The organism is Methanimicrococcus blatticola (genome assembly GCF_004363215.1).
Lineage (GTDB): Archaea > Halobacteriota > Methanosarcinia > Methanosarcinales > Methanosarcinaceae > Methanimicrococcus > Methanimicrococcus blatticola.
Window position 1 is genome coordinate 63,568 of sequence record NZ_SNYS01000009.1, and the last position, 17,903, is coordinate 81,470.

General features: G+C 46.4%; 12 protein-coding genes, 1 tRNA gene and 1 pseudogene. 6 read left to right on the top strand and 8 right to left on the bottom strand.

The genetic code is table 11. The features are described from left to right. Positions 1-148: 148 nt before the first annotated feature. The 8 genes from C7391_RS05890 to C7391_RS05925 all read right to left on the bottom strand — a co-directional run bounded on the left by C7391_RS05890 (position 149) and on the right by C7391_RS05925 (position 9,323). Positions 149-1,141: an ankyrin repeat domain-containing protein gene (locus C7391_RS05890; RefSeq protein ID WP_208107071.1), complete on the bottom strand. Its 993-nt coding sequence runs from the start codon at positions 1,139-1,141 to the stop codon at positions 149-151. 99 nt (positions 1,142-1,240) lie between these two features. After that, positions 1,241-2,833 (bottom strand): ankyrin repeat domain-containing protein, encoded by a 1,593-nt coding sequence (locus tag C7391_RS05895; RefSeq protein ID WP_133517632.1) that lies wholly within the window; start codon positions 2,831-2,833, stop codon positions 1,241-1,243. A 102-nt stretch (positions 2,834-2,935) separates the two neighbouring features. Continuing rightward, positions 2,936-3,469, bottom strand: a complete 534-nt coding sequence (locus C7391_RS05900) for a hypothetical protein (protein WP_133517633.1) — start codon at positions 3,467-3,469, stop codon at positions 2,936-2,938. Positions 3,470-3,506: 37 nt separating this feature from the next. Continuing rightward, positions 3,507-5,030: a DUF4261 domain-containing protein gene (locus tag C7391_RS05905; protein WP_208107072.1), complete on the bottom strand. Its 1,524-nt coding sequence runs from the start codon at positions 5,028-5,030 to the stop codon at positions 3,507-3,509. Continuing rightward, on the bottom strand, positions 5,017-6,228 hold the full coding sequence (locus C7391_RS05910; protein ID WP_133517634.1) for a hypothetical protein: 1,212 nt from the start codon (positions 6,226-6,228) through the stop codon (positions 5,017-5,019). Before C7391_RS05910 ends, C7391_RS05905 begins: the two co-directional genes overlap by 14 nt. A gap of 124 nt (positions 6,229-6,352) precedes the next feature. Next, a complete protein-coding gene (locus C7391_RS05915; protein WP_133517635.1) occupies positions 6,353-6,607 on the bottom strand; it encodes a hypothetical protein in 255 nt (84 codons plus the stop codon). Positions 6,608-6,963: 356 nt separating this feature from the next. Beyond that, positions 6,964-8,430 (bottom strand): NADPH-dependent glutamate synthase, encoded by a 1,467-nt coding sequence (gltA, locus tag C7391_RS05920; RefSeq protein ID WP_133517636.1) that lies wholly within the window; start codon positions 8,428-8,430, stop codon positions 6,964-6,966. Between the two features lie 14 nt (positions 8,431-8,444). Continuing rightward, the gene (locus C7391_RS05925; protein ID WP_133517637.1) at positions 8,445-9,323 is read right to left on the bottom strand and encodes a sulfide/dihydroorotate dehydrogenase-like FAD/NAD-binding protein; all 879 of its coding nucleotides are present in this window, start codon (positions 9,321-9,323) and stop codon (positions 8,445-8,447) included. Between the two features lie 269 nt (positions 9,324-9,592). Here C7391_RS05925 and C7391_RS05930 point away from each other — a divergent pair. The 6 genes and pseudogenes from C7391_RS05930 to rpoA2 form a co-directional block, all read left to right on the top strand. Then, a tRNA-Lys gene (locus tag C7391_RS05930) sits at positions 9,593-9,669 on the top strand. 200 nt (positions 9,670-9,869) lie between these two features. Then, complete coding sequence (locus C7391_RS05935; protein WP_133517638.1) at positions 9,870-10,112, top strand: DNA-directed RNA polymerase subunit H; 243 nt, start codon at positions 9,870-9,872, stop codon at positions 10,110-10,112. Positions 10,113-10,481: 369 nt separating this feature from the next. Further along, complete coding sequence (locus C7391_RS05940) at positions 10,482-12,173, top strand: DNA-directed RNA polymerase subunit B'' (RefSeq protein ID WP_133517764.1); 1,692 nt, start codon at positions 10,482-10,484, stop codon at positions 12,171-12,173. Continuing rightward, a complete protein-coding gene (gene rpoB, locus C7391_RS05945) occupies positions 12,173-14,008 on the top strand; it encodes a DNA-directed RNA polymerase subunit B (protein WP_133517765.1) in 1,836 nt (611 codons plus the stop codon). Before C7391_RS05940 ends, rpoB begins: the two co-directional genes overlap by 1 nt. 2 nt (positions 14,009-14,010) lie before the next feature. After that, positions 14,011-16,659: a DNA-directed RNA polymerase subunit A' gene (locus tag C7391_RS05950; RefSeq protein ID WP_229386327.1), complete on the top strand. Its 2,649-nt coding sequence runs from the start codon at positions 14,011-14,013 to the stop codon at positions 16,657-16,659. Positions 16,660-16,661: 2 nt separating this feature from the next. Then, positions 16,662-17,843 (top strand): annotated as a pseudogene (gene rpoA2 / locus C7391_RS05955) (DNA-directed RNA polymerase subunit A''); the annotation flags it as partial. Between the last annotated feature and the right edge of the window lie 60 nt (positions 17,844-17,903).

Sequence of the window (17,903 nt, forward strand, 5' to 3'; positions counted from 1 at the left end):
AAGTTACAGGATTGAGTCGTGAAGGTAAAACCGAAAAAATAGAACTGAAAAATAGAACTGAAAAAAAGCTGAAAAATAAAACTGAGAAGATAAAACTACAAAAAAAATTAAAAAGATAAGACTGAGAAAATATTTCTCAATCTGATTTTCAGTTTTCAGCTCCCGCCATAATCAACATTTCAACAATCTCGGTAAACCCGGATTCGCTTGCATAATAAAGCGCACTCTGCTGCGCGTTATCAACCGCATTGACATCCGCTTCATTTTCAATCAGCAATCCGACGAAATCGTTGTTGCCGCGCGCGGCCGCGATAATTAACGGCGTTTCTGAACTTTCATTCTTGAAATTGACATTCGCGCCGGCTTTGATTAAAGCCTTGCCGATAAATTGGTTCCCCATTGCCGCTGCATAATGAAGCGGGGAACTGCCGTCAAGAAGTTTCAAATTAGAATCGGCGCCGTTTTCAAGAAGCAGCTCGACCAAATGAATATTGGAATTCATGGCCGCCAAAATGAGCGGCGATTCGCCGTTGTCGTTGAGTTCGTTGATATTATCTTTATTTTTGTTCAAAAGCGCGATGACCACTTCACTCTGACCGGCCGCAACTGCCTGATGAAGCGGCGTGTTGCCGTAATTGTCTTTTTGAGACATTCCTGTTTCATCATCCGCAAGAAGCGCGATAATGTCACGCAAACCGCCTGATGTGGCGTAATCCAAAGCGTTGTGATTATTGTTGTCCTTAATTGACTTGTCAGCGCCGAGCGTCAGCAGTTGGCGCGTCATTTCGGATTTGCCGGCAGCAACAGCGTAGATGAGCGCCGTTTTTCCTTCCTTGTCGGTCGCATTGATGTCTGCGCCGTTTTCCGTCAAAATCGCAATGATTTCTTTGTTTCCTGTTTTTGAAGCCGCATGAAGCGGTGTTGCGCTTTGATTGTTTGCAAGCGTTGTGTCTGCGCCGTTTTCAACCAAAAGTTTCACAATATCTCGGGCGCCTTTCTGCGCGGCGTAATAAAGTGGTGTGTTGCCGCTTGCATCACGTTTATTATAATTGATGCCGCCTTTTTTGACGAATGTTTCAACAACGCCTTTCTGCCCGTTTTTACAGGCATTTAAAAAAATATTATCCAGATTGGCTCCCATAATTTGTCTCCTTGAATTCTTGTTTTATTTCTGTAATATTTCAAATATACTTCATCTGACTTCGCCTGATATACTTCAACTTAATAATTCATTGATTTTTTACATTTTCGATAATAAGAATTTCACAAGCGGTTCATTATTCTTTTCAGTCGCGTAATCCAAGGCCGTCTTCCCGTCATTGTCCGCGTGATCCGGCAGCGGGTCGCCGACATCAAACATATATTCCGCCATCTGCTTCGCGCCCGTTGCGCTGCGGTTATTCGCCGCGTAAATCAGCGCCGTCTTTCCGAATTTATCAATCGCGCCGACATCCGCGCCCGCTTCAAGCAGCGCAATCTGCTGATTTTCAATTACGTCAAAATCCGACGTGCAAATATTCATCAGCGCTGTCGTTCCGTCCAAATTCGGCAGATTCACATCCGGACTGTAATCCATCACAATATCAATCATATGGCTTTTCAGACGGAAACTGTTGTAGCCGCTCAATCCGTTTCGAGTTCGGCAAGCTAAATTGAGAATCGTCTCACCGCTGCCGTTCACAATGCCGTTAATGTCAAAGCCGGCATCAATTAAACTCTTTAAAATATTAGCCGGTCGCTTCTGTTCGAAAACCTTGAGATTTGTTCGAACATTCGCATCCACCGTAAAGAAATAAGCGATTGCCGCTTTCTCTTCCGTATCCTTAAAGTTCGGGTCAGCCCCGCCGTCAAGCAAAATTGAAACCGCTTCATCATCAAAATTTTCAATCGCGACAGCAAGCGGCGTCTTTCCTTTCGTCCGATGATCCTCATCACCGCCGATTTCATTCGGATCAGCCCCGAGCTTTAAAATTGCGGAAACAGCGGCATAATCCTTTTTATCAACCGCTTTATGAAGCGTCATCGAACCTGCCAGAATAATCAGTTCCTGGTCTTCACTTCCCTCCGCCTCTTCAGAATAAGTGCCGGAAAGGAGTGCCGCCATCTTTTTATCGCCGCTGTCAATCGCAAAATCCAAAGCCGTTTTACCGTATTCGTTCTTTTCACTCGGGTCAACGCCCGCATCCAAAAACGCTTTCACCGTCAGGAAATAGTTTTCAACAACCTGTTTCTTTTCCAAATAATCCTTTTCGTATTCTAAAAGTTGTTTTTCATACGGCTCGGACGGTTTTATTTTTTCTTTTTCTTGTTTCTGTTTGTAATCGCGTTCAGCATAGCCGAGGGAGGAAATCTCATGGCGAACGCGCTCGGCCGCAAAATGAATTCCTGTATATCCGTTTTTCCCGAGACCGTTTAACTTAGCGCCTTTATCGTGCAACGCCCGAACAAATTCAAAATTTCCCGCTTCGCCCGCAACGTGGTAGCAAGCATCACCGTTATCATCTTTTCTGAGGACGCTGACCTTTCCGTCTAACAACAAAACTGTCGTCTTGTAAACCGCTTCCGGCTCGGGTTTAAACGCTCGCTTATCGCCCTTCGCCAGCAAATGCAGCGGCGTTTCATTGTATTTATTGAAAACATTTGCTTTCGCGCCGGCGTTAAACAAATATTCAACCGCTTCAAAATCAGAATATTTGGCAGCAATATGAAGCAGCGCGTTGCCGCTGTATTCATCTGTAAAATCAACATCCTCCGCTGATTTGTAAAACGCCATAATTTCCTCGCGCGGTGGTTCTTTTTTCTCATAAAGCTGAGTAATATCATATATTTGCATTTTTAACAGGCTCCATTAATTTTGACAATCAACAACATTATAATTCTTTCAGATTCATAATTGCAATTTATATTGCATTTTTGTGCTTGTGTCTTTGTTTCATTATGCCTTTATGCCCTTATTTTCCTGAGCTTCATCAACAGCTTTTTTGACATTTTCATAATTCTTTTCAAACGGCTGCAAAGATCCTGCATAATTCATAACAGCGTCCCAATTCCTAAGAGCTGCGCAAATATCAATCAGTAATCGTAAAATATTTCGTTTTGCGGCATCGGGCAGAAGCTCCGGCAATTTCTGCGGCATCGGCTTCAAATAATCCGTTTGTCCCGCTTCTGATTGAGACAAAACCGTAAACGTGTTTTGAGCCGTCAGCGGATTCTTCGGGACCGGCGCTTTTTTCTTAATCACTGAAAACGCTTTTTCCGCTTTTTCAAATGCCGATTGGTTTTCGCCGGCAAAATAATGGCACAGTGCCAAATTATATTGAACAGCGATGTTGTTTTCATCCGCCGCCAATTTAGAAAATAAAAGAAAAGCGTCAGCGTCAGCACCGTTTTGCATTAATGTCATTCCAGTCTCAAAAATATCTGCGAGGCTTCCGGCGTTTCCGGGCATTGGTTTATTGTCTCCGAGCATTTTCTTTCCTCAATTTTCTTTCTTCAATTCTCTTTCTTCAATACTCAATCTTCAAAGTATAACCGTCAAGCGCGACCCCTTTCGATTTCTTCACTTTCAATTTCTGATATTCCGTAAAGCCGATGGTTTCGCCGTCTTCTAATGTGATGTCATTTGACAACACATAATAAACAACATCAATCAAAAGGTCGTGAATCGTTTCGGGTGTTGCCGTGCTGTTAATGATTTCAATCTCTTCTTTTCCGAACATCCGAAGACCGTAAGTGTATCCGCCGGTTCCTTTTTCAGAGGTGTAAATGCCGAAATAAATCCAATTCAGAATCGGCAGGTCGCCTTCATTGATTAAATCCGCCACGTCGATGTAAAATTCCGGCTGAAAAACCGTTTCCGAGGTGTAAATGCCGATTGCGTTTTCCAATTTCAAACAGCTTGAGGCGATTTTTGTATACAATGTCGCGGCTTCAATCGGCGGCTGATTACGGTCAATGATGGCCAGCAAAAGATGAGCGACATGTGTTTTTGTCACGTCGGGTGCTTCCGGCCACATGTAATTCGTTTTAGCATAATATTCGGCTTCACCGTTTGGAACAGGCATGTCAATCAGCGTAATTGCGGCGGTCATCCCGTCAACCTCAAAAACCATCGTCGATTCATCCGATACATCCGGATTTTCTCCCGAATCTTCGCGAACAAGAATGTTCCAATCATTTTTCAAATTCGCTTTGATTTGATTCGGGTCAAAATCATAAGAATTCAGCAAAACAAAACCGGCGAACGGTCCTGTCTTTGTTTTGGCGGTCAAGGTTGTCCCATCCTCGGGGTTGATGCCGCGCGTTTCCAGTTCTTTTTGCGCTTCTTCCATCCAAACCGTTCGAATCATCTCAACGAGCGCAATCGCATCTGCTTCCGCGGTTTCCGGATGATATTCTTCCATCTCGCTGAAAACGTGCCCGCAGTGGTCTAAATCGCGTCTGCCGTAGCCGCCGCAAACGCCGAGCAACCAAGGCTCATCCTGCGTTTTCTTGTATTTGTAAATGTAATAATGGTAGCCGTGCAAATCAAATTCTCCGGCAGGCTCAATTTCTGCCGGCGGTCCCCCTAGTTCATTTTCATGAGACAGCCATTGAATCATCTGTTCAAGCGCGGCCTTCTCCTGTTCCGGTTTGATTTCAATGGCTTCTTCGATTTCTTCGCGAATCCATCCCAAGAAATCCTGTGCGTCACTGTTTCCTGAGTCCGATTCCAAAACCCGGACAAACGCTTTTTCGGCGGCCTCCAATTGTTCTAAATAATAGTAAGCGTAGCCGATTCTGAAATGCCACATCAGGTCGTATTTTCCTTCATCTTCGATTGACAGCAAAAAATCAAGTGCTTTTTCGTATTCTTCCGTATTATTGTAAGCGCGCGCTAAAAGGCAAGTCAATTCATAACCGCGCTCCTCTTCGGGAATTTTTAAAACGGTTTCAATAATACTGTCATGCTCTTCATTCTCATGCCAAACCGTAATCTGTTCAATTAAAGACTCATCATCCGTCCTCTCCATCATCTCATCTCCTTTCATCTTCAGTCAGCCGAATCAATCCCGACCCTTGACGGAATTCAGACAAGTAAAAGTCATACGGATATTCCGCTAAAAACTTTTCAACCTTGTCAAACGGTTTGAAACCGTCATACAGCAGCAAATCAATGTAAACGGATCCTGTTCCCGTTGCGCCGCCGAGAACGATTGCTGTCTCCTCGCCGCTGCCGCGCTTGCCGAATACTTCATTCTGCAGCCGCTCTTCCATTTCGTATCTCAAATTCAGCATTTCACTGCGGTCTTCATTCGCACCGTACGGAAATGCAATAAAGCCGGCACGTACGCCGCAGGCACGCAGCATCTCAAGCGTTTCTTCCGAGCCGTTATAGTATTCGTCAATCAAATCAATAAAAGAACAGGCGCCGGCAAGAACATCGTACCGGAGTTCATCATTTTCCTGCGGTTCAAATCCGTAGCCGGTATAACTTTCGTCGGGACGCGTCATCAATTCTTTGCCGGCATCATTGATTGCGTCTTTCATTTTCTGTTCCAATTCTGTTAACGGGAACATTCCGTCTTCAAATTCGCTCACCATTTCGGCGTTATTGATATAAATCTTTGAAAGTCCTTCGCCGATTGTAATTTCCATCATGATGTAAAATATGTTATACGCTTCGTTTTCTTCCAAATCGCCAAGAATATCGCTGAAAAAACGAACATCGAATGACGTGCCGCTTTCGTTCAGGTCGGCAATCACTTTGATGTCTTCTAATTGGAGCTCTTTGTCATACATTTTGAAGCCGAAACTTTGTCCGTTTGTTCCCTGCATGTACGGAAAAATTTTCCATTTTCCTTTGAATTGTTCCGGCAGGCGGGAAGTCAAATACGGCAGCAAATAAAAGAGGTAAGTCCGTCCTTCAACGGCAAATGTGAATTCAAAATCGCCGCCGATGTTAAAATGAATTTCTTCTGAAATGAGGTCGACACCCTTTGATACAAAACCGATGATTTCTTTTGCGTCATATTCTTCGCGGCGGGTGACATAATCTGAAAGTTTTTCTTCATTTTCCGTAAACCAATTCCAGAATTCGTCAACACGTTCTTTGAATGTTTTGTCTTCTTCGTCCATGTATTCCATTTCTTCTTCAGAAATGATCGGAATGGTTTCAATCAGCTGAACCCTGTCATCTTCATTATTTCGAGCGTCAATACCGTTCTGTAATTCCTGCCGTTCGCTCATCTATTTCCCTCAATTTTCAATCTTATTGAGAATAAATGCTAAAATGTGATACATAACTCTATCCGTCAGTTTAAAAAATCCGAAAGTGAATCGCTTTTTAGATTCAAAAACGAGGTCTGCATTTTTATTTTTTTGAAAAATCGGTGCGGCTCGCGCGTGACGGAGGCAGCAGCGCAAACGATAAGGTAGCAGCAGTGCAAACGGTAAGGTAGCAGCGGCACGTTCGCGCAAGCGAACGGATGTGATAAAAAAGAGCAGATGCAAGCGGCAAAGCAAGCGGCAAAGCAAGCGGCAAAGCAAGCGGCAAAGCAAACGGCGACGCGAACAGCAACGTAACCAACGACGCAGCGGCAATGCAAACAGCGAGGCAGACGCACAATAAAATCCAGGGCGATTCTAATAAAAATTAGAAAAAAACCGTCACTTGTTTTTTGCTGTATCGGGGGGTACGAATCCGCAAATTTCCGTTTTTTCTCTTCGCTTCGCTCCGTTCAAAAACGAAAATTAGCGGGTGGTTGCTTTGGTTTTTCTTCTAATTTTAATCAGCGGTTCCTAACAATTAAAACAAAAATAAAACAAAAAATAAGACAAAGATAAAACAAAAAATAAGACAAAGATAAAACAAAAAATAAGACAAAGATAAAACAAAAAATAAGACAAAGATAAAACAAAAGATAAAACGAAAAACAAAGCAGAAAATAAGTTGAAAATAAAAATTAAAAAAGATGAGAAAGCTCATTTTCTCATCAAATATTTGTCCATTTCAGCCGCCGCTTTCTTTCCCGCGCCCATCGCAGAAATGACGGTCGCAGCACCGGTGACGACGTCGCCGCCTGCAAAAATGTTTTCTTTCGTGGATCTTAAATCGTCATCGACGATAATTGTTCCGCGTTTGGTTTTCTCAATGCCTGTCGCGCCGATGTAAATCAACGGATTCGGGGCGGTGCCGATTGCGATAATCACGACATCCGCGTCAATCATGAATTCCGATCCCGGGACGGGTTTCGGGCTTTTTCTGCCGGATTCGTCGGGTTCGCTGAGGTCCATTCTGATACATTCGACGGCTTTGACATCGAATTTTCTGCCCTGCGGCGTTCCGTCGCCGTAATCGCCGATGATTCTTGTCGGGTTGGCGAGCAAACAGAACTCAATGCCTTCGTGCTTGGCATGTTCGATTTCTTCGCGGCGGGCGGGAAGTTCCGCGTCGCTTCTGCGGTAAACGATTGTTACGTTTTCCGCGCCGAGGCGGAGTGCCGAGCGGGCCGCGTCCATTGCAACATTTCCACCGCCGACAACGACAACGTTTTTGCCTTTGCGAATCATTGTATCGGCATCGGCTTCATACGCTTTCATCAAATTCACGCGGGTGAGAAATTCATTGGCGGAATAAACGCCGTTTAAATTTTCACCCTCGATGCCCATGAAATTAGGAAGGCCGGCCCCTGTTCCGAGGAAAACGGCATCGTATTCTCGGGCAATTTCATCCAATGTTTTGATTCTGCCGATTACGTAATCGGTTTTCAGTTCGACGCCGAGTGCCAAAACATCATCAATTTCCGCTTTCACAATACTCTTAGGTAATCTGAACCCCGGAATGCCGTATGTTAAAACACCGCCCGGGAGGTGGAGTGATTCAAAAATCGTTACTTTGTGACCGGCTTTGGCAAGGTCTGCTGCGGCGGTTAAGCCGGCAGGGCCTGCGCCGATGACGGCAGCGGTTTTTCCGGTCGGTGCGCTGATGCAGCCGGCACCGGGGACGCCTTCTTCAATTTCCGTTCCGTCGCCGATTTTACAGCTTCTGTTTCCGACAGCGCGCGCTTCGTCGGCTGCATATCTCTCCAAGCGGCCGATCGCAATCGGCTCACCCTTCTTGCCGAGAATGCACAGCTCTTCGCACTGCGTTTCCTGCGGGCAGACACGGCCGCAGATGGCGGGAAGCATGTTTGTCTCAAACAATTTCTCGGCAGCGCCTTCGGGATTTCCTTCGGCGATGAATTTGATAAATTTGGGAATATTCACGTTGACCGGACAGCCTTCAACACAGCGCGGCACACGGCATTGAATACAGCGCGACGCCTCAGCAATCGCTTCTGCGGCAGTGTAGCCGAGCGCGACTTCATCAAAATTGTGCCGACGGACTTTTGCCGGCTGTTCCGGCATGGCCACCCTGCCGGTTCTTTCCTTTTTATTAAATAATGTCATAAATTCCAATCCTTTTAAATTTTAGAGCAAATGCCGCCGGCACAGTCATCATCATATTTTTGAGACGCGGCCAATTCATCTTTCTTGTAAATCATCAAACGGTTCATAACGGTATCAAAATCAACCAACCGACCGTCAAATTCCGGACCGTCGACGCAAGCGAATTTAACCTCGCCGCCGACAATCACACGGCAGCCGCCGCACATGCCTGTTCCGTCCACCATCATGGAGTTGATGCTGACAACAATTTCAACATCCGGATAATCTTTCATCATGTCCGTTGCGACTTTCATTAAAATCGGAGGGCCGATGACGACAACGCGGCCGATTCTTTCGCCTTTGTATTCGCCTGCGTTTTGTTTGTCCAAAAGATCTTTGACAACTTCGGTCACAAAACCGTGGCGGCCTTTTGAACCGTCATCCGTTGTCACATAATGTTCGTCACTTGCCGCTTCAAATTCCTTTTCCATCATCAGCAAGTCTTTATTGCGGGCCCCGATGATTGTAATCACGCGGTTGCCGGCATCTTTGTACGCTTTAATCTGCGGATAAATCGGCGCGATACCGACACCGCCGCCGACAAGGATGACCGATCCGATCTTTTTGACATCGGCCGGTGTTCCGAGCGGACCGACAAAATCCTGTAAACTTTCGCCGACTTCCATTTTGGTAATCTGCTTTGTTCCTTTTCCAAGTGCCTGCACTGACATCATAATGGTTCCTCTCTCACGGTCGATGTCGGCAATTGTCAGCGGAATTCTTTCACTGTCATCATATGCGCGAACGATGACGAATTGGCCGGCTTTCGCGGCGGCAGCAACATCGGGCGCGTCGATTACCATCTTCCAGACGCCGGATGCCATCTCTTCTTTTTCTAAAATTTCAAAAGGCATTTTCAATCACAAAAATTAATTTTCGGTTACGGTTTTATTAAAGTTTCCGTATTGCTTTGGTTTAAAATCGAAAAAAGCAACATGATTCTCTTTACTTTTAAGTTTTTACATTTATGAAAGACAAGAATCTTAAAATCCGATTCCTTATTATATACATTCCTCTTTTTAAGACCTCCAAAAACCCAAAACAAACTCGTGAGGCAAAACATATAAATACAACAAATATGTTTGTAGGTTCTGCTTCAGATACGACAAACAATTTCCAAACGGGGCCCATAGCTCAGTCAGGCAGAGCGACTGGCTTTTAACCAGTCGGCCTAGGGTTCAAATCCCTATGGGCCCGCCATTTTTTCATATTTGACAATTATGCCGGAATCGTGCTTGTCATTTTGTTTTAAATCGATGTTTGACGGTATCGTTTCGCACCCGAATCAAAAATAAAATGAAAAATATAAAAAGGCGATTCCAAAAAAAGTGTCGTTTACCGCAACTTGCGGCTGCAGCAATCAAATATGAACCAACTATCTTTCTCACGGAGGAAAAGATTTGACATTTAAACTTCTTGATCATGAATCGGTCCCCCATCATGAAATTATTGAGGGAGAGGAAGTGGCGGTCTTACTCGAAAAGTACGCCATTGACAAGGAACAGCTCCCCAAAATCAGATTTGATGACCCGATTGTCCTTGAAATCGGCGCAAAAATCGGCGATGTCGTGAAAATTTCACGCAAAAGCCAGACTGCCGATGAATCTTTCTACTACAGACTCGTCATCGACGCCGTCGTTTAAAAACGCTGACAGATTTATTTTGATATTGTTTGAAAATAAAGGGAAAATTAATCTATTATAATCGCCCGCATTCCCGCCAACCGACCTGCCAAAAAACTCAATATTATATACATCCGTAAAATGCCGCTGAAGCACGGCATCGTATAACGTTTTTCGGCCCGGCGCTTTTCTTTCTTTTTGTCGTTTAATGCCGGCCGATTTGTTATTGCGGATTTATATTTCCGGTTGAGTCAGTCAAGCCGACGCGGCGTATCAAACAATATCGTTTATTTGATCACATTTATTTACAAAATATCAAACAATTGAACAGACAGACGAATAAAATTACTCAACAAGAGGGTGCTAACTATTACATTAGATACACGTGTCCTGACGAAATATTATTTCACACAAGATAAAATTGTACAACATCATATCGATTCGTTCAATAAATTCTTGGATACAGGACTTCAAAAAATTATAGATGAACAACAAATCATCGAGACGGATATCGAAGGAACTTATCTGAAGCTCGGCAAGATCCGCGTCGAAAATCCGGTTGTCAATGAAGCCGACGGTGCGACCCACAGACTTTTCCCCAACGAAGCGCGTCTTCGAAATCTTTCTTATTCCGCGCCGTTATATCTTGAAATGTCCGTCGTTAAAGAAGGGCAGGACACACAGGACGAACCGATTGAAGCAAAAATCGGTCAGCTTCCGATTATGCTCAAGTCCAAAGTCTGCAACTTAATCGGCATGACAGATGACGAAAAAATCTCAAACGGCGAAGATCCGCTTGACTGCGGCGGTTATTTCATTGTCGGCGGCACTGAACGTGTCGTTATGACGCTTGAAGACCTCGCGCCGAACAAGATTCTCACCGAATACGGTGAACGCTACGGCGACAAAATCGAAGTCGCGAAAGTCTTCTCTCAAAAGAAAGGCTACCGTGCGCTCGTTGTCGTTGAGCGCGGACGCAAATCTTTGCTTGAAGTTTCCTTCCCGTCCATCACCGGAAGACTCAACTTTATCACACTTATCCGCGCGCTCGGTATCGTCACTGATCAGGATGTTGTGACAGCCGTTTCAAGCGACCCTGAAATTGTCAAATTCATGCTTGAAAACTTAGATGAAGCTGAAGTTGACACCATGCAGGACGCGATTGAAAAAATCGGTATGCGCGTTGCAGCAGGGCAAGCCCGCGAATACCAAATCAAGCGTGCCAACTATGTTTTGGACAGATACTTGCTGCCCCATCTCGGCGACAAACCCGAAGACCGCGTTTCAAAAGCCAATTTCCTTGCCAGAATGGCAGAATCATGCTTTGAATTAGCCCTCGGAAAACGCAATGAAGATGACAAAGACCACTACTCCAACAAACGTCTGAAGCTTGCGGGCGACCTCATGGAAGATCTCTTCCGTGTCTCTTTTAACAAACTTTCCCGCGATATTAAATATCAGTTGGAGCGTGCCAGCATGAGAAACCGTGAACTCAACGTTGCCACAATCGTTCGTGCCGACGTTTTGACAGACCGCTTACAGCACCCGCTCGCCACCGGCAACTGGGTCGGCGGCAGAACCGGTGTCTCACAGCTTTTGGACAGAAACGATCACATCTCAACGCTTTCACACCTTCGCCGCGTGATTTCTCCGCTTTCCCGCGCTCAGCCGCACTTCGAAGCGCGTGACTTGCACCCGACACAGTGGGGACGTCTCTGCCCGTCAGAAACCCCTGAAGGTCCGAACTGCGGTCTTGTGAAGAACTTTGCCGAAATGGTGGAACTCTCAACAGGTGTTGACGACACAGATCCCATCAAACAGGCGCTTTACAACTTAGGCGTTGAGAAATTCCAGTTTATCCAGCCCGAAATCATTGAAGTCGAATACGACAGTGCCGAGAAAGAAGAATTCGAAAGCGAATTCGAGGAAAAAGCCATCGGCATTAAGAAGACGGAAGGCGAATTCAGTGAAGAAGAAGACGCAACTTCAGAATCACACGCCGTGCCTGTCGAAAAGGAACACGACGACATGGATGACGACTTCTTAGGCGGCATCGACTACGACGGGGGAATTGACGAATGATGAACAGATCTAAAATTTTCTTAGACGGCGAATTGATCGGAACGCATGATGATCCGATTACACTCGTTTCCAACATCCGCGAAATGAGAAGAAAAGGTTACTTCTCAAAGCAGGTCAACGTGGCTTTCCTGGAACACACCGGCGAAGTCATTATTTCCGCCGACATCGGTCGTGCCAGAAGACCGCTTTTGATTGTTGAAAACGGTGCTCTTCTCGTTACAGAAGAACATATTGAAAAATTAAGAACCGGTGAATTGAGCTTTGAAGATTTGGTCGACCTCGGCCTCATCGAATATCTTGATGCCGAAGAAGAAGAAAACGCTTACGTGGCTCTTCGCGAAAGAGAATTGAACGAACGCCACACCCACATGGAGCTGTCACCCGATTTGATTTTGGGTATTTGTACCGGTATGATTCCGTATCCGGAACACAATGCGGCCCCGCGTTGTACAATGGGCGCGGCCATGATTAAGCAGTGTATCGGTGTTTCAACTGCAAACCACAAACTCAGACCCGACACGCGCGCCAACATTTTGCATTATCCGCAGCGTGCCATGACCTACACGCAAACCTGCGAGTCCATCGGTTTCGATGACAGACCCGCCGGTCAGAACTTCGTTGTCGCCATTCTCTCTTACGAAGGCTACAATATTGAAGACGCTCTTGTTTTCAACAGAGGTTCCATTGAAAGAGGTCTCGGCCGCAGCCACTTCGTTCGTACGTTTGAAGGCGAAGAACGCCGCTACCCCGGCGGTCAGGAAGACAAGTTCGAAATCCCCGACTCCGAATACCGCGGTGCCAGAAGTGCCGAAGCTTACGCCGAACTTGATGAAGACGGTTTGGTTAACCCCGAAACATATGCCGCTCCGAATGCGGTTTTGATCGGCAAAACCAGTCCGCCCCGTTTCCTTGAAGAAAACACCGGCGGCCTTGATTCCGGTTTCAGCCAGCAGAGACGTGAAAGTTCCGTCACAATGCGCTCGAATGAAAAAGGTGTTGTTGACAACGTTATTTTGACAGAATCCATCAACGGTACAAGATTGGCCAAGGTCAAAGTCAGAGACGAACGTATTCCCGATATCGGTGACAAGTTCGCTTCAAGACACGGTCAGAAAGGCGTTATCGGCTTGAAAGTTAACATCGCCGACATGCCGTTTACCGAATCCGGTTTGTCACCCGACTTGATGATTAACCCCCACGCAATCCCGTCCCGTATGACTGTCGGTCACGTTCTTGAAATGATCGGCGGTAAAGTCGGTTCCATGGAAGGACGCCGCATTGACGCAACAGCCTTCTCCGCTGCCGAAGAAAACGGTGACGACGAAGAAAAACTCAGAGAAACGCTTCAGAAATACGGCTTTGCCCACACCGGCAAAGAAGTCTTCTATGACGGCGTGACCGGAAAAATGATTCCGGCTGATGTTTTCGTCGGCGTGATTCTTTATCAGAAACTTCACCACATGGTTACTTCAAAAATGCACGCCAGATCCCGCGGTCCCGTTCAGGTGCTTACCAGACAGCCGACAGAAGGACGTGCAAGAGAAGGAGGTCTTCGTTTCGGTGAAATGGAGCGTGACGTTCTCGTCGGTCACGGCGCAGCAATGTGTCTCAAAGAAAGATTATTGGAAGAGTCCGACAAGGATGAAGAATACGTCTGCAGCAACTGCGGTATGATTGCCACATTTGACAGACAAAGAAACATGGCGGTTTGCCCCAACTGCGGTGCCGATACCGACATTTACCTTGTTGAAATGAGTTATTCCTTCAAGCTCCTGCTTGACGAAATTAAATCCCTCGGTGTTGCGCCGAGAATGGAACTTGAGGATGCGGTGTAATCATGATGTCAAAAAGAATTCAACAGATTCCGAAAAGAATTTCCGCCATCAAATTCGGTTTACTTTCCCCGAAAGAAATCAGAAACATGAGCGCGACAAACGTCATCACCGCAGACACATATGATGAAGACGGTTTCCCGATTGAAATGGGTCTCATGGACACGCGTCTCGGTGTGATTGACCCGGGATTGAAATGTAAAACCTGCCACTCCAAGGCAGGCGAATGTCCCGGTCACTTCGGTCACATTGAACTTGTCGTTCCGGTTATTCACGTCGGTTTCAACAAAACCATCCGCAAGTTGCTCCGCTCTGTTTGCGGTAACTGCAGCCGTTTGCTTTTGAATGAAACGCAGAAAGAAGATTATTTGGCGCAGCTTAATGCCGTTAAAGGCATCGGTCACATGCCCGATGACTTAATCAATGAAGTCTACAAGGAAGCGGCCAAAGTCAAGAGATGTCCGTACTGTGACGCGGAACAAAATGACATTAAATTCGAAAAGCCGACCGAATATCTCGAAAACGGTGAACGTTTAACACCGACTGAAATTCGTGACCGCTTTGAAAATATTCCGGATGAAGATATCCGTGTCATCGGCATGGACCCTGAAAACGCGCGTCCCGAATGGATGGTTTTAACCGTTTTGCCGGTGCCGCCGGTTACCGTCAGACCGTCCATCACACTCGAATCCGGTCAGCGCAGTGAAGACGACTTGACACACAAGTTGGTCGATATTATCAGAATCAATCAGAGATTCCAGGAAAACAGAGACGCAGGCGCTCCCCAGCTCATTATTGAGGACTTGTGGGAACTCTTGCAGTATCACGTCACTACTTTCTTTGACAACTCCGTCTCAGGCATTCCGCCGGCCAGACACAGATCAGGTCGCCCGCTCAAGACGCTTTCTCAGCGTTTGAAAGGAAAGGAAGGCCGTTTCAGAGGCAGTTTGTCCGGTAAACGTGTTAATTTCTCCGCCCGTACCGTTATTTCTCCGGATCCGGACTTGAGCATCAACGAAGTCGGCGTGCCGCTTCCGATTGCGCTCATCTTAACCATTCCGGAACACGTGACAGAACGTAACGTTGATTTCTTAAAAGAACACATCCGCCGCGGTCCGGCAAACTATCCGGGCGCGAATTACGTTATTCGTTCCGACGGCGGCCGTATCAAAATTACGGACATCAACCAGGAAGATTTGTGTGAAAAACTCGAATACGGCTGGATTGTCGAAAGACACCTCCGTGACGGCGATGTTGTTCTCTTCAACCGTCAGCCCTCTTTGCACAAGATGAGTATTATGGCACACAGCGTCAAGGTTTTGGACGGCAAAACGTTCCGTATGAACCCGGCCGTTTGTCCGCCGTATAACGCTGACTTTGACGGTGACGAAATGAACATGCACGTGCTGCAAACCGAAGAAGCAAGAGCGGAAGCAAAGATTCTGCTTCAGGTTCAGGAAAACATCCTGTCTCCGCGTTTCGGCGGTCCGATTGTCGGCGGTATTCACGACCACATTTCCGGTATGTTCCTTTTGACAAGAAAAGACAACCCTGTCACGGGCCGTATCAACAAAGACGATGCGCTCGACTTGCTCCGAAAGACGGATATCCGTGAACTTCCCGCGCCGGCAGGCGTTGATGAAAACGGTGAAGAATACTGGACCGGAAAACAGATTTTCAGTCAGATTCTCCCCGAAGGTCTCAACATTTCATTCTCTTCCAATGTCGGTACAAAAGACATGGAAGAAGACTTGAAGAACGACGCTTATGTTGTTATCGAAGACGGTGAACTGATTGCCGGAACAATTGATGAAACGGCAATGGGCGCTTTCAAAGCACAGATTTTAGACACAATTATTAAAGAATACGGCACAACTCGCGGCGCGCAATTCGTTGACGATGTCACGAAACTTGCGATTCGCGCGGTCATGAGAACGGGTCTTTCATTCGGTATTGCCGATGAAGACATCCCCGAAGAAGCCAAGATTCAGATTGACATGGTTTTAACAACCGCCGAGGACGAAGTTCAGAAGCTCATTCAGGCTTACAAAGATGAAGAACTCGAACCGCTCCCCGGAAGAACGCTTGATGAAACCATTGAAATGCGTATCATGCAGGAACTTGGTCGTGCTCGTGACAAGTCCGGTAAGATTGCCGACGCGCACATGGGTCTTGAAAACCCTGCTGCGATGATGGCCCGCTCCGGTGCTCGTGGTTCTATTTTGAACATTACGCAGATGGCTGCTTGTGTCGGTCAGCAGGCCGTTCGTGGTGCCCGTATCAACAGAGGTTACCGCGAAAGAACGTTGCCGCACTTTGAACGCGGTGACTTGGGTGCTGACGCGCACGGTTTCGTTAAGTCCAGCTACAAGAGCGGTTTGAACCCGACGGAATACTTCTTCCACTCGATCGGTGGTCGTGAAGGTTTGGTCGACACGGCCGTTCGTACGTCTCAGTCCGGTTATCTCCAGCGCCGTTTGGTCAGTGCGCTTCAGGATTTGGAAGTTCAGCCTGACTACACCGTTCGTGACACCCGCGGCGTGATTGTACAGTTCCTTTACGGTGAAGACGGTATTGACCCGACAAAGAGTGACTTCGCTAAACCCGAAGCAATTCACCGTATTTTCAGAAACGTTACCGGAAAGGAGGTCTGATTATGGCAAAAATGAAAGATGCTGAAATTCAGGCAATGATTCAGGATTTGCCTCTTCCGAAAAACATTTTAAAGACGATGCAGGCGGACGCCGTGTCTGTCGGTGTGACGGAAAAAGAAATGCAGGAAATCATTGACCGTGTCATGGTCGGCTACAAATTGTCTCAAATTGAAGCTTGTGACGCGGCCGGTGTCGTTGCGGCGCAGTCGATTGGTGAGCCGGGTACGCAGATGACCATGAGAACTTTCCACTACGCCGGTGTGGCCGAAATTAACGTTACGCTCGGTTTGCCGCGTTTGATTGAAATCGTGGACGCGCGTAAGATTCCGAGTACGCCGACGATGACGATTTATTTGAAAAATGATTCGGGACTCGTTGACGAAGACGGCAAAGCGGATTATGCGTTCGATCGTGATAAAGCGCAATCGGTTGCCTGGGATATTGAAGCGACCAAGATTGACCATATTGCGTCCGTTACAACCGACTTGGCTCAGATGAAGATCGTTATCAATGTCAATGAAAAAGCAATGAACAAAAGACATATGGTCTTCATGGAAATTGCCGAGAAATTCAAAGAAAAGATTCCGGACGCAATGGTTGAAGTCAGCGAAGAAAACTTCCAGATTGACTTGACCCCGAAGGATCAGCGTTACCGTGACTTGCTCCAGCTGACGAAGAAAATCAATGACATCACTTTAAAAGGTATTGAAGATATCAAACGTGTCGTTCTCAGAAAAGGAAGCGACACTGAAGAGTACGTTTTGTACACGGAAGGTTCCGCGTTGAAGGATATTATTTCCATCCCCGGCGTTGACATGACACGTACAACCACGAACAATGTCAGTGAAATTTTCTCCGTTTTCGGTATTGAAGCGGCCAGAAACTCAATTATCACTGAAGCTACAAACACGCTTCGTGAACAGGGTTTGAATGTTGATATCAGACACATTATGCTTGTGGCTGACTTGATGACCAGCGACGGTGAAGTCAAACAGATCGGTCGTCACGGTATTTCAGGCGAGAAGGCCAGTGTTTTCGCAAGAGCCGCTTTCGAAGTGACTGTCAATCACTTGCTTGACGCAGGTATGCGCGGCAACGTTGACGAGCTTCAGGGTGTGACTGAAAACGTTATCGTCGGCCAGCCGATTAAAATGGGTACCGGTGACATTCGTTTGATTGCCAGAACCATTGACTCTGATAACCCGAACCTTGTCAAATCCGTTGAAAAGAAGACCGTCAGAACC

Bases quoted from the DNA above. Each gene is read 5' to 3' on its own strand.
- C7391_RS05890 (WP_208107071.1), bottom strand. From the start codon at position 1,141: ATGGGAGCCAATCTGGATAATATTTTTTTAAATGCCTGTAAAAACGGG.
- C7391_RS05895 (WP_133517632.1), bottom strand. From the start codon at position 2,833: ATGCAAATATATGATATTACTCAGCTTTATGAGAAAAAAGAACCACCG.
- C7391_RS05900 (WP_133517633.1), bottom strand. From the start codon at position 3,469: ATGCTCGGAGACAATAAACCAATGCCCGGAAACGCCGGAAGCCTCGCA.
- C7391_RS05905 (WP_208107072.1), bottom strand. From the start codon at position 5,030: ATGAAAGGAGATGAGATGATGGAGAGGACGGATGATGAGTCTTTAATT.
- C7391_RS05910 (WP_133517634.1), bottom strand. From the start codon at position 6,228: ATGAGCGAACGGCAGGAATTACAGAACGGTATTGACGCTCGAAATAAT.
- gltA (WP_133517636.1), bottom strand. From the start codon at position 8,430: ATGACATTATTTAATAAAAAGGAAAGAACCGGCAGGGTGGCCATGCCG.
- C7391_RS05925 (WP_133517637.1), bottom strand. From the start codon at position 9,323: ATGCCTTTTGAAATTTTAGAAAAAGAAGAGATGGCATCCGGCGTCTGG.
- rpoB (WP_133517765.1), top strand. From the start codon at position 12,173: ATGAACAGATCTAAAATTTTCTTAGACGGCGAATTGATCGGAACGCAT.
- C7391_RS05950 (WP_229386327.1), top strand. From the start codon at position 14,011: ATGATGTCAAAAAGAATTCAACAGATTCCGAAAAGAATTTCCGCCATC.